The organism is Pseudoglutamicibacter albus (genome assembly GCF_031458175.1).
Classification (GTDB): domain Bacteria; phylum Actinomycetota; class Actinomycetes; order Actinomycetales; family Micrococcaceae; genus Pseudoglutamicibacter; species Pseudoglutamicibacter albus.
In genome coordinates this window covers 438,527-454,249 of sequence record NZ_JAVDXX010000001.1, presented here as the reverse complement: position 1 = coordinate 454,249, position 15,723 = coordinate 438,527, and the positions used below count along the sequence as shown (strand labels likewise).

Here is a 15,723-nt window from a genome sequence, read left to right as displayed (position 1 = left end):
TTCATGACTACACCTACATCACCACGTACCCCTTCGGCGATCGATGCCGTTGCCGAGGAATTTATGACCGCGTTCGGCAAGCTCGTACCTGAACATCTCGTGAGCATCGGGAGCCCGGACGCCCCCGACCATTACGCGGACTATTCCCCTGCCGGTACAGCGCAGGAGCGCGAGCTGTACGTATCGACGCTCGAGAAGCTCAAGACACTCGAACCAACCGATGACGCCGACGCCGTCACGCTCGACATCATGAACGAACGCCTCACCGTCAAGCTCGAGCTGTTGGATACCGGTGTTCCGTCGTTCAACAACATCGCATCCCCGGCCCAAGGCATCCGAGCGATCCTCGACCTCATGCCGCAAAAGACCGCTGAAGACTGGGCCACGATCACGCGTCGTGTAACCCACATCCCGGAGGCGCTGGCTGGTTATCGCGCAACCCTGGAAGAGGCGCGCACCAACGGTAAGGCTCCAGCGGTTCGCCAGGTGGATATCGTCGCTGAGCAGTGTGCGGCATATGCAGCTGAGGACGGCTATTTCGCTAAACTCACCGAGATCGCAGCACCGGCGTCCCTCGATGATTCCGCCCGCGAGGCTCTCGCAACGGCAGCAGCTGATGCGGGGAAGGCTTATGCCGAGTTCGCTGACTACCTCACCACCGTTCTGCGCCCATCGGCCCGCCAAGAAGACGCGTGCGGCCGCGAATACTATGCGCTGGCATCGCGTGACTTCCTTGGCGCTGAAGTAGACCTCGAAGAGGCGTATAGGTGGGGCGTTGAGGAGCTCGACCGGATCATCGCAGAGCAAGAGGAAGTCGCCGAGCAGATCAAGCCGGGCGCCTCCATCGAAGAAGCGATGGAGGCTCTCAACGCGGACCCTCAACGCCAGCTGCACGGCACGGATGCGTTGCGCGAGTGGATGCAGGGGCTTTCGGATAAGGCTGTCCGGGAGCTTGCCGGAACCCACTTTGATATTGAACCGCCTATGGATCGCCTCGAGTGCATGATCGCCCCAACCAATGAAGGCGGCATCTACTACACGGGTCCATCCGATGACTTCTCTCGTCCAGGCCGCATGTGGTGGTCCGTACCAGCGGGTGAGGACATGTTTACGACGTGGTCGGAAACCTCGACCGTCTACCACGAGGGTGTCCCGGGCCACCACCTGCAGATCGCTACCTCGACCATGAATTCGGGTGAGCTCAACAGCTTCCGCCGCGAATTCTCCTGGACTTCGGGCCACGGTGAAGGGTGGGCCCTCTACGCTGAGCGCCTCATGGAAGAGCTCGGTTACCTCGAAGATCCAGGCGATCGCCTCGGGATGCTCATGGGCCAGCGTCTGCGTGCCGCCCGCGTCGTCTTCGATATCGGTCTGCATTGCGGCTTCGAGGTCCCGCAGCAGTGGGGCTCAGGCGTGTGGAATGCAGAGACAGGCCTTGAGTTCTTGAAGAAGAACGTGTTCGAATCCGAGGGCCGCATCGAGTTTGAGTGGCTGCGCTACATGGGCTGGCCAGGCCAGGCACCGGCGTACAAGATCGGTGAGCAGATCTGGATGCAGATCCGTTCGGAAGTTGAAGACCGTGAAGGTAGCGAGTTCAGCGCTAAAGACTTCCACACCCGTGCCCTGAAGCTCGGCGGCATGGGCCTGGATTCGCTGCGGCGGGCGCTGAGCTAACAGCCCCGCCGGCCGCAGGCCGTATTGTGACCGAGTCAACCTGTGATCCCTCGTGGGGAAGTGCCGAAAGGCGCTTCCCCACGTGGGAAGATAGAGCCTATGGTTTCTCAGCATCTACCCGAACCTCCCGCATCCAATCCTCGCGCGAGGGCCGGCATGCCGGTCTTGGACCGTGCGCGTTTGTCTTTCGCTACGTTCGCAGGCCGCACCGCGCGGCTCGGTTCCCGGTTGGTGGGTCGCGGCTCAGGTCAGTCGATTCAGGGCGCGATCCTCACCCGCTTGGCTCCGCGTGCTTTTGAGCAGTTGCTCGCTGGCCGCACCATCGTTGCGGTCACCGGTACTAACGGCAAGACGACAACCACGCACTTTGTTGCTTCCGCTGTGCGTGAGGCGTTGGGTGAGGATGCCGCCCGGTTGGTCACGAACGCTGATGGCGCGAATCTGCATCGCGGTATCGCCTCTGCGTTGTCTGAGGCACCGAAGGCGGACCTCGCTGTGTTGGAGGTCGATGAGCGTGTTGTGGCTGACCTGGTGAGGGTTGGTAAGCCGAAGATTCTGGTGATGTTGAACTTCTCGCGCGATCAGCTGGACCGCAACCACGAGATCAAGGGGCTGGCCCGTGCGTGGCGTAACGCGCTCGAGGAAGCCGGTGAGGACGGCCCGCTCGTGATCGCCAACGCGGAGGAGCCGTTGGTTGCGTGGGCCGCTGAGACCGCCCGTGAGACGGTCTGGGTCAACCCTGGCTCGGTGTGGAACGATGACGCGGTGTTGTGCCCGGGATGTGACACGGTTCTGGATCGTGAAAACCCGGAGGTCGATGATTCCGGGACCGTCACGTTCGCTGGTACGTGGCGTTGCCCTGGCTGTGGCCGCCACCAGCAGGACTCCACGATTGTGGTCCGCGGTGAAACTGTGCGCGATGCTGACGGTAGCGAGCTGGATTTTCAGTTGAATGTCCCGGGCCGTTTCAACGTGGGTAACGCCGCTGTCGCGTTGGCTACCGTGCGTGAGCTGGGTGTGGATACTCAGACCGCGTTGGTGGGGATGCGTAAGGTCCAGGCTCCTGCTGGGCGTTTCGGGCTTAACGAGATTCACGGCGTGAAGTGCCGGTTGATGCTTTCGAAGAACCCTGCCGGCTGGGCTGAGTCTTTGCCGCTGGGTGTGAGTGACCCGCTGGTCCTGGCGATCGATTCGGTGCTTGCTGACGGCCGGGATGTTTCGTGGCTGTGGGATGTTGAGTTTGAGTCCCTGCGGGGCCGGAAAGTGATCGCGACCGGCCGGAACACGTTTGATCTTGCCGTCCGCCTCGATTATGCGGGCGTTGAGTGTCAGACCATCAAGGACCTCGGTACAGCCATCGAGACCGCGGGCTCGATGCTTGAGGATCCGGATGCGACCCTCGATGTTATTGCTACCTACACTCCGTTTCAGGTTTTGCGTCGTATGGGAGGCGCCAAGTGAGCACGAAAAACAACCCAAACACGACGGGCGGCATGAGTTCGACAAGCAGCGCGGCCGCAACAAACAGCGCGGCCGCATCGCTGGAATTGGCTGGCCGCACACTCAGCATCGTGAACGTGTATCAGTCGTTGCTGGGGATCTATGGTGACCGCGGTAATGCGATGGTTTTGGCCGAGCGTGCCCGCCGCCGCGGCGCTGAAGTGACCGAGCATGTTGCCGAGCCAGGCGCCCCGGTCCCGGATGACGCTGACATCTATGTTTTGGGTGGCGGTGAAGACGGCGCTCAGACCGCCGCGGTGCGTGCCCTTGCTGCCGATGGCGTGCTGAGCCGCGCTGTTGAGCGCGGCGCGGTCGTGTTCGGTGTGTGTGCGGGCTACCAGATTCTGGGTGAGACGTTCACGGTCGGCCACGATAATGACGAGCGTGAAGGTTTGGGGCTGTTGAATGCCCAGACGGTGCGCCGGGATCCGCGTGCAGTGGGTGAGATTGTGACCCGCCGCCGTGGCGTGAGCGGCAACGACGCGTTGATCACCGGTTTTGAGAACCATGGCGGCCAGACGCGACTCTCGGCTGGTACAGAGCCGTTGGCTGATGTGATCGAGGGTGTTGGCAACGGCGACGGCACGGAAGGCGCTGTCAAGGGCACCGTGTACGGGACGTATCCGCACGGGCCGGTTTTGGCTCGTAACCCGGCTTTGGCTGATGAGCTGATCACGGTCGCGACCGGCGTTGAGCTCGCTCCCCTGCTGATCCCTTCGATTGTCACGCTGCGTGCCGAACGCTTGGAGGGCCACCTTGGCCGCTGACGCTTCCGGCACTGCACCTGCCTCCGCCGCAAGTGCTTCGCTTTCCGCAAGCGATGCGCCTGCAGCGCTCGTATTGGGTTCGACCTCCCCTGGGCGTGCCTCTGTGCTGAAAGCTGCGGGCATCGCTTTTTCTCAGCAAGGCTCTCACATGGATGAGGATGCCGTGGTCGCCGCGGCCGCCGCGGAGGCTCAAGCGCGCCTGACGCCTGCTGCCCAAGCGCAGCTGCTCGCTGAAGCGAAAGCCGCCGATGTCGCCCAAACCTTACGCAGCAACCCGACCGGTTCGCGGCTTGTTTTGGGGTGTGATTCGGTCTTTGAATTCGAAGGCGTAGCGTACGGGAAGCCCCACACACCTCAAGCGGCCCGTGAGCGCTGGCTTTCCCAGCGCGGCCGTGAAGGCGTGCTGCATTCAGGGCATTGCCTGATCGACCTGCAAACCGGGAAGAAAGCTACCGAGTGCGTCTCGTCCACGGTCCGGTTCGCTTCCGTCACCGATGAGGAACTTGAGGCCTACATCGCTACCGGGGAACCGTTGCCGTGCGCCGGCGCTTTCACGGTCGATGGCCGAGCCGCTGCCCTCATCGACGGCATCGAGGGCGACTTCCACGCCGTGGTTGGCCTCTCCCCTGCGGCGTTGCGGCGCATGCTCAACCAGCTGGGGCTACCACTCACGCTCGTGTGGCCGCGCTGAACACAAGACTGCGCACCAAGGCTGTGCATAAGATTGCGCACGAGTGAGGGCAGTGTCCACGGCGCGTGGGTCGTCGTAGGCTTAAGGCAATGCAACGGCCTGTAGGGTTCCCACAAAATACAGGCCAATTGGGGCGGGAATTCCTGGAGAATTCAGGAGGTTCCCCACATATCGGATAGGCTCACAGAGTCTATGCAACGTAAGGAGCAGCCAGGCTCATGCCAGAACTGACGAAGGTTTTGATCGCCAACCGTGGCGAGATCGCTGTCCGCATTATTCGCGCGGCGGCCGATGAGGGCATCAAGTCCGTCGCCGTGTACGCCGACTCTGACCGTAACGCTATGCACGCACGCATGGCTGATGAGTCGTTCGCGCTGGGCGGGGCTTCCGCTACCGAATCGTATTTGAACATCGAGAAGATCATCTCGGTGGCTCAGCGCGCGAAAGCTGATGCTGTGCACCCGGGCTACGGTTTCCTCGCCGAGAACGCTGACTTCGCCCAGGCTGTGCTCGATGCCGGTTTGATTTGGATCGGTCCGTCCCCTGAAGCGATCCGTGCGTTGGGTGACAAGGTCCAGGCCCGCCACATCGCGCAGAAGGTCGGCGCTCCGCTGGTTCCTGGCACGAAAGACCCGGTCTCCTCGACCCAGGAGGTCCTCGACTTCGCTGACGAGCACGGTCTCCCGATCGCCATCAAGGCGGCCCACGGTGGTGGTGGCCGCGGCATCAAGGTTGTGCGTGACCGCTCCGACATCCCCGAGCTGTACGATTCCGCCGTGCGTGAGGCGACCGCGGCTTTCGGCCGCGGTGAATGCTTCATCGAACGTTTCCTGGATGCCCCACGCCACGTCGAAACCCAGTGCCTTGCGGACAGGGACGGCAATGTGGTTGTTGTTTCGACCCGTGACTGCTCGCTGCAGCGCCGCAACCAGAAGCTCGTTGAGGAAGCCCCTGCACCGTTCTTGACTGATGAGCAGAACCAGCGCCTGTATGAATCCTCGAAGGCGATCTTGCGGGAAGCCGGCTACGTCGGCGCAGGAACGTGTGAATTCCTCGTAGGCCAGGACGGTGTGATCTCCTTCCTCGAGGTCAACACTCGCCTCCAGGTTGAGCACACCGTCTCCGAAGAGATCAGCGGGATCGACCTGGTGCGTGAACAGTTCCGCATCGCACGCGGCGAAACCTTAGGCTACGAAGACCCTGAGTTGCGCGGGCACTCCTTCGAGTTCCGCATCAACGGTGAAGACCCGGGCCGTAACTTCATGCCGACCCCGGGCACCCTCACAACCTTGACGTTCCCTACCGGCCCGGGCGTGCGCGTGGATACCGGTGTTGAGCAGGGCGAGACCGTGACCGGTAACTTCGATTCGATGATCGCTAAGCTCATCGTGACCGGCCGCACCCGCCTGGAAGCCGCTGAACGCTCCCGCCGCGCGTTGAAGGAACTTCAGATCGAAGGCATGGCGACCGTGGTCCCGTTCCACCGCGCCGTGATGGAAGACCCAGCGTTCATCCCGGAGGATGAGAACAAGCCGTTCGAGGTTCACACCCGCTGGATCGAAACCGAGTTCAAGAACACCATCAAGCCATACACCAAAGCGACCCCGGCTGAGGAAGAAGACGAGGACATCCAGCACTACACGGTCGAGGTTGGTGGGCGCCGGCTTGAGATCGCTCTGCCGGCCTCGCTCGGCTCCGGTTCGGGTGCCCGCGCCCAGCACAAGCCGAAGCGCCCTAAGCGTGCACGTGGCGGCGCAGCTGCCGCAGCTTCCGGCAATGACTTGACCTCACCGATGCAGGGCACGATCGTCAAGGTTGCCGTCAAGGAAGGCGCTAAGGTCTCCGAAGGGGATCTGGTCGTGGTGCTTGAAGCGATGAAGATGGAACAACCGATCACCGCGCACCGCGACGGTGTGATCAAGAAACTCAAGGTCAGCGTTGGCGGGACAGTCTCCGCCTCCGAGGTGCTGTGCACCATCGACGACGAATAGAAACCGCGACCCGCTTGCTAAAGCATCTAGCTCAGTATCAAGCGCGCAGCGAAGCAACTAACACGGGCGTGGCTGGGAGACTCGACGAGTCTCCCAGCCACGCCCGTCTGTACCGAAGTTCTGAGATGCCGAGACTCTGTAAGTCCGTGGCTCTGTAACGAGCGTTTCGCTCGAGCCAGATGCTCGTCCGCTGGTTATAAGCGCTAGATGTGGTGGTGGAGGCGGCGTGCGGCCTCGGCGATCGAGCCAGACAGCGACGGGTAGATCGTCACGGTATCTGCCAGATCATCAACGTTGAGGTGTTTGCGCACCGCGGTCGCGATCGGATAGATCAGCTCGGAGGCACGCGGAGCCACAACAACCCCGCCCAGCACGGTACCGCTACCCTTACGGGCGAAAATCTTGATGAAGCCACGCTTGATACCCATCATCTTCGCGCGCGGATTCGTCGCCAAGTCCAGCATGAACGAGTCAGCCGCGACAGCCCCCTGGTCAACGAGCGCTTGCGTGATACCGACCGTTGCGATCTCCGGGGACGTGAACACGTTAGACGCGACCTCATCCACCTTCAACGGGGTCAGGGCATCGCCCATCATGTGAGCCACCGCGATACGCCCCTGCATCGCCGCTACCGAGGCGAGCGGAAACACACCCGTGCAGTCACCGGCAGCGTAAATGTGCGGGACAGTGGTGCGGGAGACCCCATCGACCGTGATGTGCCCAGACTCAGCAACAGCAACACCGGCCTCTTCAAGACCCATCTCAGCCGTGTTCGGGATCGCACCCACCGCAACCAAGCAGTGGGAACCTTCAACCGTGGTGCCGTCAGAGAGCGCAACCGTGACGCGGTCACCATCACGAACTACAGAATTAGCGCGGACCTCGGAACGGACCTCAACACCGTTCTCCTGGAACACGTCCTCAAGCAAACGTGCCGCGTCCTCATCCTCGCCGGGAAGAACACGGTCACGCGAAGACACCAGCGTCACGCGAGTACCCAACAGGTTATAAGCAGACGCGAACTCGGCACCCGTAACACCTGAACCAATCACGATCAGGTGTTCGGGGTTCTCCTTCATCTCATAGACCTGCTTCCAGGTCATGATCCGCTCACCATCAGGAACAGCGGTCGGCAATTCACGCGGATGCGCACCCACCGCAACAATCACATAGTCGGCATCGAAACGGGCCGTGGAGCCATCCTTAGACTCAACTTCCACGGTGTGCGTACCCACCAAACGGCCGCGGCCATCGACCACCTCAACGCCGGCCTTCACAAGACCAGAACGGATGTCGGCCGACTGCTCGGCAGCCAACGCCAGCAGACGTTCATTGATATAGCCGAGATCGGCATCGACCTCATGTTCGTCCGTACCGCGGATCGTCAAATCGTTCGCAACGGAAACCCGGCGGATAGCGTCAGCGGAACCGATCAGGGTCTTCGAAGGCACAACGTCAGTCAGAACGGCCGAACCGCCCGTCCCCTGCTCTTCAATCAGGGTCACCTGTGCACCCAACTGTGCACCGACCATCGCCGCTTCATAACCGCCTGGGCCGCCACCAATAATGACAAGACGTGGAGAAGTAAAATCAACTTGAGCGCTCACAGCCTCCATTGTGTCATCTCCAGCACACAAGCGCTGGCTAACGCACAAGCCGACCGGCACGGCGTAAAGGCGCGCGCACCGCTCAAACTTGATACGATGGACACGAATGCGCGCGAGCGCTGTCATCATCGCTTTGGACTGAACCATTGCATTGACCTAATGCTTTGCCCCTAGGAGGCCATCCGTGTACTCGGCCGATGGAAAGAACAAGAACCACTCAGGTGAAGGCCACGCAGTCAGCAACATTATCCTGTTCCTGGTGCTGTTCGGAATTCTCCTCGCAGGTATTTACGCACTCAGTTTCGCTGACCTGCATGACCCAGCTAAGGCCTGGTTCCCATTCATTGCCTGTGTAGTGGGCGGCACGCTCGCATTCGGCATCGGTAAACACGTGACCGGCCGCTCCAACAAGAACCCGGACGTCACCGCTAACGAAGCCGGTGCATTGGACTCTGTGGACGACGAGTACCGTAAAGCCGTCTCCAAGTAAGCACGACTTATAAGCAACACGGCCTATAAACCTCAAGGTGGGGCGCATCCGTAGCGGATGCGCCCCACCTTTCTGCTTGTAGCTTTTTCGGCTACCGGCCGCTCTCCTCGGCCGCTGAACGGCCTAGGACTCCCCACGGCCTAGGATTCCCCGAACACGGACGTCAGGAACGTCTCGACCCAGTCGAGTAGCTCTTGGTCGGCGAGCCGTTGCGCACCGATCCCTTTCCCCTTGGGGAACGGAACCAGGATCGCCTTCAACGCAGGCTTATGCATCGCCCCCGGATAGAGGCGCTTCATCCGCATCACACGCGATTCAGCGATGTTATCCGGAGCGAACCGGATGTAGTTACCTTGAGCCTGGATCTCGTTGATGTTCACCGAACGCGCCACAATACGCACCCGCGCAACCGAAACCAGCAGCTGCGCGGCCTCCGGGAGTTCACCGTAACGGTCCTGCAGCTCCTCAACCACCGCATCGACCGTTGCAGGCTCAGTTGCCTGCGCCAGCTTCCGGTACGCCTCCAAGCGCAAGCGTTCACTCGGAACATAGGTTTCCGGGAAGTGAGCGTTCAACGGAAGCTCGATCTTCATTTCCTTGGCCGTAGCGTCCGTATCGCCCTTGAACGCGGCCACGGCCTCACCCACCAGGCGGATATACAAGTCAAAACCGACACCTTGGATGTGGCCGGACTGCTCGCCACCCAGAAGGTTGCCTGCGCCGCGCAACTCGAGGTCCTTCATCGCCAACTGGTGCCCCGAACCCAGCTCGTTATGGGCTGCAACCGCTTTGAGGCGCTCAAGCGCAACCTCACCCAAAGGACGCTCCGGATCCCACAAGAAATACGCGTACGCACGGTCACGGCCACGGCCCACACGCCCACGCAACTGATGCAGCTGGGACAGGCCATAGATGTTCGCGCGATCCACAATCAGAGTGTTCGCGTTCGCGATATCCAGGCCGGTTTCGATGATGGTCGTGGACACGAGCACGTCATAACGGCCCTCCCAGAAATCCACCATGATCTGCTCAAGCCGGCTCTCCGACATCCGGCCGTGCGCCACAGCGATCCGCGCTTCCGGGACCAGCTCGGCGAGCTGACCGGCAACCTTATCGATCGAGGACACCCGGTTATGCACATAGAAAACCTGGCCCTCACGCATCAGCTCACGCCGAATCGCTGCCACCACCTGCTTATCCGTGTACGGGCCCACATACGTCAAAACCGGGTGCCGCTCCTCCGGCGGGGTCGCCAGGGTCGAGGTCTCACGGATCCCGGACAGCGACATCTCCAGCGTGCGTGGAATCGGGGTTGCAGACATCGCCAAGACATCCACGTTGGTGCGCAGCTTCTTCAACTGCTCCTTATGTTCGACGCCGAAACGCTGTTCCTCGTCCACCACAATGAGGCCCAGATCCTTGAACTGAACCTGGTTCGAGAGCAACCGGTGCGTGCCGATCACCACATCGACCGTGCCATCGGCAAGCCCGGCAATCGTCTCTTTCGACTCCTTAGCGGTCTGGAAACGCGAGAGCGCCCGCACAGCAACCGGGAAGCCCGCGAAACGCTCGGTGAACGTCTCAAAATGCTGGCGGGCAAGCAGCGTGGTCGGAACCAGAACCGCAACCTGCTTGCCGTCCTGGATCGCCTTGAACGCGGCCCGCACAGCAACCTCGGTCTTACCGAAACCCACATCACCTGAGATCAGACGGTCCATCGGGACCTCGGACTCCATGTCTTTTTTGACCTCATCGATCGTGGTCAACTGATCCGGAGTCTCAACGTACGGAAACGCTGCCTCAAGTTCGGCCTGCCACGGAGTGTCCGGGGCGAACGCGTGCCCGCGGGAAGCCATCCGCGCCGAATACAGTTTCACCAGCTCACCGGCGATCTCCCGGACCGCGCGCCGCGCCTTCGACTTCGTCTGCGACCAGTCCGAACCACCCATCTTCGACAGCGTCGGCTGATCCCCACCCACATAACGGGTGATCTGATCCAGCTGATCCGTCGGGACAAACAACCGGTCCCCCGGCGCCCCGCGCTTAGACGGCGCGTACTCGATCACCAAATATTCACGCACCGCGCCTGCGGTCTTACGCTGCTGCATTTCCTTGAAGCGCCCGATGCCGTGCTGGTCGTGGACAACATAGTCGCCTTCTTCAAGGGTCAACGGGTCAACAGCGTGCCGCCGACGCGAGGCAAGCTTTTTCGTGGAGCGTGCCACTGCCGAGCTTGCCCGGCCCAGAACATCGGCTTCGGTGAGGAACGCGAGCTTGAGGCCATCGAGAACGAAACCGTTGCCGGCGAGCGCTTGGGTCACCTGAATCACCCCGGCCCGGGGTTCTTCATCGATCGATTCGACGCGGTTGACGGCGATATCGGCGTCAGCGAACAACTCAACCAGACGGTTGGCAGGCCCGGCGCCGTCGGTGACCACCACAACTGACCATTCGTCACGGATCCGGCCGCCCACGTATTGAAGCATCTGGGCGACATCCCCCCGCCACGCGGCAGGCTCGCGGGCCGGGATCCGAACTGTCAGCCCCTCCTGGACCAGCTCCTCATCTGCGCCGAGCGCAGTCATAGTCCACCACGCAAGCCCTGCGTCTAAGACCTCGGACCGGACTTGAGCGAGCGTCTGGAAACCGGCGGCCGCCGCATCGTGGGTTGATCCACCCGTGACCTGCGATATATCAACCGGTGCTTCGGCACCCATCGCGGCAGAAGACCACGAGGCTTCCAAGAACTCTGCGTTCGTGGCCAGCAGATCCGCCGCACGCCCAGAAACCCGCTCCGGATCGGCAACAATCACCACCGAGCCTGGCCCGAAGACTGAAGACAACGGAACCATCTTCTCGGCAAGCAAAGGCGCCAAAGACTCCATGCCCTCAACGCTGAGCCCGGCAGCGATCTTCTCAAGCATGTCCCGGGCACCCGGCATCGAATCCGCAAGCCCCCGGGCACGCTCACGCACCCCGGAATCCACCAACATTTCACGGCACGGAGGGCACTCAACCCGCTCCAGGGATGCGTCCTCTCCCATCATGGAACGCTGATCAGCAACCGAGAAATACGTGATCTCCTCGATCTCGTCACCAAAGAAATCCACACGCACCGGATGCTCTTGAGTTGGCGGGAACACGTCAATAATCCCGCCACGCACCGCGAACTCACCGCGGTTGGCCACCATATCCACGCGCGAATACGCGGCGGCCGCGAGCGCCTCAACCACCGCATCGAAATCCTGTTCAGCTCCGCGCACCAGCTCAACCGGCTCCAACGCGCCCAGCCCATCCACGATCGGCTGGATCAGCGAGCGCACCGGCATCACAACAACTTTGAGAGCTTCATCACGAACATGAAGCCGCCGCAAAACATTCAAACGGCGGCCCACCGTATCCGACTTCGGGGAAAGCCGCTCGTGCGGCAGCGTCTCCCACGCCGGGAACTCCTCAACCGCACCGTGAGGCATATAGCTACCCAACGCATCGACCAGGTCCCCCGCCGCACGGCCTGTGGCCGTCACCACGACCGTCACAGCGCGAGCCGCCCCTTCTGCGGCATCGGCTGGCTGCGGCAAAGCCTGGGCGATCTGCGCGACCAACGGCGGCCGCATGCCTTCAGGTGCCGCGATCTCTTTTTCGTCCCCAGCATCCGGTCCACGCTCGGCAGAAACCCGAATCCGCTCAAAGGCAGAATCCTTCGATAGCGCGGTGAGCAGACCGTTCAGGGACATGCAACGCCTTCCTCTTCCCTTGTCAAGTTCATGCGTCAAGGGACCAACCGGGTCCGTCACACGTCAGCGCGACAGGCCATACTATTAGATGCACACATCATCCTATCGGTGCCTACCGGCCCGAAATTAACAGCAGAAAGCGAGTGCATACCCATGGCTTTGTCCTCCTCCACAAACATCAACGCTTCGATCCCAGAGGTTATCGAGGCAACCGCGGCCCGCGAAGTAGCCGAATCCTTGGCAGCGCGCGCCCAGGGCGAGCTCGTTGATCACAGCGTCAGCGGTGACGCCGCATCCCCAACCGTGACCATGACCGTGTCCATCTCGGGCGAGCGCCTGCCAAGCTTCCTCTCGAGCATCATCAAGAACGGCTTGAAGGTCACCATCACCGAAGACTGGAAGTACACGTCCGGCGCTGATCAGGCTGAAGCTGAGCTCTCCGCACAGGTCGGTGGCGTCCCGGTTTCCTTCTCCGGCACCGAAACCCTCAAGGCCCAGGGCGATGCCACCGAGATGAGCTTCACCGGTGATGTCAAGAGCGGCATCCCACTGCTCGGCTCGAAGATCGCTAAGCACGCTGAACCAATGGTCGAGCGCATCCTCTCGGCCCGCGCCGAGGCCATCAGCGCACAGATCGCAAAATAAGCAGCTCTCGAAGTAAGTAGCTTCGACAAGCAGCCACCAGTTATTCGCGCCCGAGACCCTCGGGCGCGAATTATTTGGCCCGAAATATACGGGCACATAGCCTCGCGCCAGCACCTCAGCGGTAAATCTTCGTTAGGATATTGCTTTGGTGCGCCGGGAAGTCTGGTCGGCAATGGAAACACGTACGCAGGAGAGTTCCTTGAAGCAACCAGAAAACAACGATGCCGCAGCTGATGCGCTAGAGGCTACAGAGAACCTGGAAACAGGTAATGCCCAGGACGACAGCCAGGACATTGACGGCCAGCAGCACAACGACGAGGAGAATAAGCCTCGTTTGCTGTCTAAGCCGCGCGAAGACACGGTTGCTATCCAGCATCCCGAGGACGGCCACGTCTATCACGTCCCCTTCGATGACCTGACGCACTTCCAGACTCCCCCGGCTCGTGCCGGTCAATCCAAGTTCAGCCACCGGATCGGCAACATCCTCCGCTCGGATTCGATCGGCGGCATTTTGCTCATCATCGCCGCCATCGCGGCAGTCACGGTGGCTAACACCCCGCTACAGGACTGGTACTACGGTGTACGCGATTCCCATTTCGTGTTGCCGCTAGGTTTCACCACGATCGACATGTCGATCGGCCATTGGGCCTCCGATGGCCTGCTCGCCGTGTTCTTCTTCGTGGTCGGTCTTGAACTGAAAACAGAGTTCGTCTCTGGCGGGCTACGTAACTTCAAGCACGCTATCCCGCCGATGGCTGCCGCCATCGGCGGGGTCGCGGTGCCCGCGCTCATCTACCTGCTGGTCAACATCGGCCAGCCCGCATCCACGGTGCACGGTTGGGCCATCCCGGCGGCAACCGACATCGCGTTCGCTGTCGCGGTGCTTGCCGTAGTCGGTGCGTGGCTTCCAACCCCGGCCAAGCTGTTCCTGCTCACGCTTGCGGTGGTTGATGACCTGATCGCGATCATCATTATCGCGGTCTTCTACTCCTCCGATATTTCGCTTGTGTGGCTCGGGCTCTCGCTCGTGCCGATCGCTATCTACGGCACGCTCGCGCAACTGTTCCCTAACTTCTTCCGCCGCCAGAACTGGGCCCCGTGGGTCATCCTGCTGGGCCTTGGGTTCCTCGCGTGGGTCTTCATGTTGAACTCCGGGATCCACGCGACCATCGCGGGTGTTCTGCTCGGCTTCACGGTGCCTGCCAAGATCAAGAAGGGGCATCGAGGCATCCCACTCACCGAGGTACTCGCCCACCGTGTTGGCCCGTTCTCGACCGGGATTGCGGTGCCGATCTTCGCGTTCTTCGCAGCGGGTGTGACCATCGCGGGCATGGACGCTTTCAAGACCGCGATGGCTGACACCGTGGTGTGGGGCATCATCCTTGGCCTCGTGGTCGGTAAGCCTCTGGGCATCATGGGTGCTACATGGCTCGTCACTCGCACTCCAGCCGCCGAACTGGATCCGAGGATCAAGTGGGGCGATCTGCTGGGGGTCACGATGGTTGCCGGCATCGGCTTCACGGTCGCTCTGCTCGTCGCTGAGCTCTCTTTCGGCACCGACTCCCTGCACGGTGAGGACGCGAAGGTCGCGATCCTCCTGGCCTCCGTTCTGGCGGCCGTGCTCGCGAGCATCTGGCTCGCCCCACGTAACCGCCGCTACAAGATGCAGGCGCAACAAGAGACGGCTCAGGAACGCAGCCACGTCAAGTACTGACCCGCCTTCAGGCATGGACTGTTCCGCCACACATGCCAGTGGTTAAAGGTGAGGGGCTCCGGTTGATCATTCAACCGGAGCCCCTCTGTCATCACTCGCACCCTTGAGGTGTCTTCGACACTACAGAGCAAGCCTCAATAAACCCTGGGATAGTCATGGAAAACCCCCAGTAATCTGGTGAGCATCCCCTGAAACCGGCTGTAGCGAGCCCCAGCGGAAGGCGGTCAGTATCAGCGCGATGTGGTCAGCCTCAGAGAGTAACGATCAGTTTCTCTACCTCGTCTGCAGCGTCTGAGAGGGTTATCGGCAACGTTCTTCGCTCTTGCGCGGAGAAGTCGGAGAGCACATAGTCGGCGACCTGTTGCCTACCCGGGGGCCGCCCCACGCCTACACGGATGCGCCAATACTGCCGGGTCCCCAACGCCTTAGTGATGTCGCGTAAGCCGTTGTGCCCGGCTTCCGAGCCACCGAGCCGCGGCTGGGTCGTGTCAAAGCCCAGTTCGATCTCGTCGTGGATTGCGATCACGTTGGATGCCGGTATCCCGAAGTATTTCGCGACACTGGAGACAGCACCACCTACACGGTTCATGAGCGTTGTGGGCTTGATGAGCGCAACCCGCGGCCCTCCTATTCCCAGCCGTCCTTCAAGCAGCATGCACCGTTGCGCGGAGGCCGCCTTGAACGTGCCGCCGATGCGGCCGGCGAGTTCATCAGCAACCATGAAGCCGATGTTGTGTCGATTTTTCGCGTAGCGGACGCCTGTATTGCCCAGGCCAGCGATGAGGAACATGTCAGATGCCATGCTTCAAGGGTATCTACGCGAGCGTGCAACGGCGGTACCCCGTTTGAAACGACTGCACCAGCTTAAAACGACGGTACCGCCGTGGGCGTCCACGGCGGTACCGAT

At 61.4% G+C, this 15,723-nt stretch carries 11 protein-coding genes; 8 read left to right on the top strand and 3 right to left on the bottom strand.

Annotation, left to right across the window (positions count from 1 at the left end; genetic code table 11):
- The first annotated feature begins 3 nt into the window (after window positions 1-3).
- The 5 genes from J2S67_RS01940 (at window position 4) to J2S67_RS01920 (ending at window position 6,623) form a co-directional block, all read left to right on the top strand.
- Window positions 4-1,674: a DUF885 domain-containing protein gene (locus tag J2S67_RS01940; protein ID WP_310245767.1), complete on the top strand. Its 1,671-nt coding sequence runs from the start codon at window positions 4-6 to the stop codon at window positions 1,672-1,674.
- A 99-nt stretch (window positions 1,675-1,773) separates the two neighbouring features.
- On the top strand, window positions 1,774-3,135 hold the full coding sequence (locus tag J2S67_RS01935) for a MurT ligase domain-containing protein (protein WP_310245765.1): 1,362 nt from the start codon (window positions 1,774-1,776) through the stop codon (window positions 3,133-3,135).
- Entirely contained in the window at window positions 3,132-3,941 is an 810-nt protein-coding gene (locus J2S67_RS01930; RefSeq protein WP_310245763.1) for a type 1 glutamine amidotransferase, read from the top strand. The genes J2S67_RS01935 and J2S67_RS01930 overlap by 4 nt, the downstream gene beginning before the upstream one ends.
- Window positions 3,931-4,632 carry a Maf family protein gene (locus tag J2S67_RS01925; protein WP_310245760.1) on the top strand — a complete coding sequence of 234 codons (702 nt, stop codon included), beginning with the start codon at window positions 3,931-3,933 and terminating at the stop codon, window positions 4,630-4,632. Before J2S67_RS01930 ends, J2S67_RS01925 begins: the two co-directional genes overlap by 11 nt.
- Before the next feature lie 218 nt (window positions 4,633-4,850).
- Window positions 4,851-6,623, top strand: coding sequence for an acetyl/propionyl/methylcrotonyl-CoA carboxylase subunit alpha (locus J2S67_RS01920; RefSeq protein WP_310245757.1), 1,773 nt, complete (start codon window positions 4,851-4,853; stop codon window positions 6,621-6,623).
- 203 nt (window positions 6,624-6,826) lie between these two features.
- Here the strand turns inward: J2S67_RS01920 and J2S67_RS01915 are convergent, their stop codons facing one another.
- Window positions 6,827-8,239: an NAD(P)H-quinone dehydrogenase gene (locus tag J2S67_RS01915; RefSeq protein ID WP_176744711.1), complete on the bottom strand. Its 1,413-nt coding sequence runs from the start codon at window positions 8,237-8,239 to the stop codon at window positions 6,827-6,829.
- A gap of 175 nt (window positions 8,240-8,414) precedes the next feature.
- On the opposite strand from J2S67_RS01915, the gene J2S67_RS01910 reads away from it, so the two are divergent.
- On the top strand, window positions 8,415-8,720 hold the full coding sequence (locus J2S67_RS01910) for a hypothetical protein (RefSeq protein WP_070490669.1): 306 nt from the start codon (window positions 8,415-8,417) through the stop codon (window positions 8,718-8,720).
- Window positions 8,721-8,860: 140 nt separating this feature from the next.
- Here J2S67_RS01910 and mfd read toward each other — a convergent pair whose 3' ends face one another.
- Entirely contained in the window at window positions 8,861-12,457 is a 3,597-nt protein-coding gene (mfd, locus tag J2S67_RS01905) for a transcription-repair coupling factor (protein WP_239446181.1), read from the bottom strand.
- 153 nt (window positions 12,458-12,610) lie between these two features.
- On the opposite strand from mfd, the gene J2S67_RS01900 reads away from it, so the two are divergent.
- Together J2S67_RS01900 and nhaA are read left to right on the top strand one after the other, a co-directional pair.
- Window positions 12,611-13,102: a DUF2505 domain-containing protein gene (locus J2S67_RS01900; protein ID WP_052048548.1), complete on the top strand. Its 492-nt coding sequence runs from the start codon at window positions 12,611-12,613 to the stop codon at window positions 13,100-13,102.
- A 172-nt stretch (window positions 13,103-13,274) separates the two neighbouring features.
- Complete coding sequence (gene nhaA, locus J2S67_RS01895) at window positions 13,275-14,816, top strand: Na+/H+ antiporter NhaA (RefSeq protein WP_310245753.1); 1,542 nt, start codon at window positions 13,275-13,277, stop codon at window positions 14,814-14,816.
- Between the two features lie 250 nt (window positions 14,817-15,066).
- Here nhaA and pth read toward each other — a convergent pair whose 3' ends face one another.
- Window positions 15,067-15,618, bottom strand: a complete 552-nt coding sequence (gene pth, locus J2S67_RS01890; protein WP_310245750.1) for an aminoacyl-tRNA hydrolase — start codon at window positions 15,616-15,618, stop codon at window positions 15,067-15,069.
- Between the last annotated feature and the right edge of the window lie 105 nt (window positions 15,619-15,723).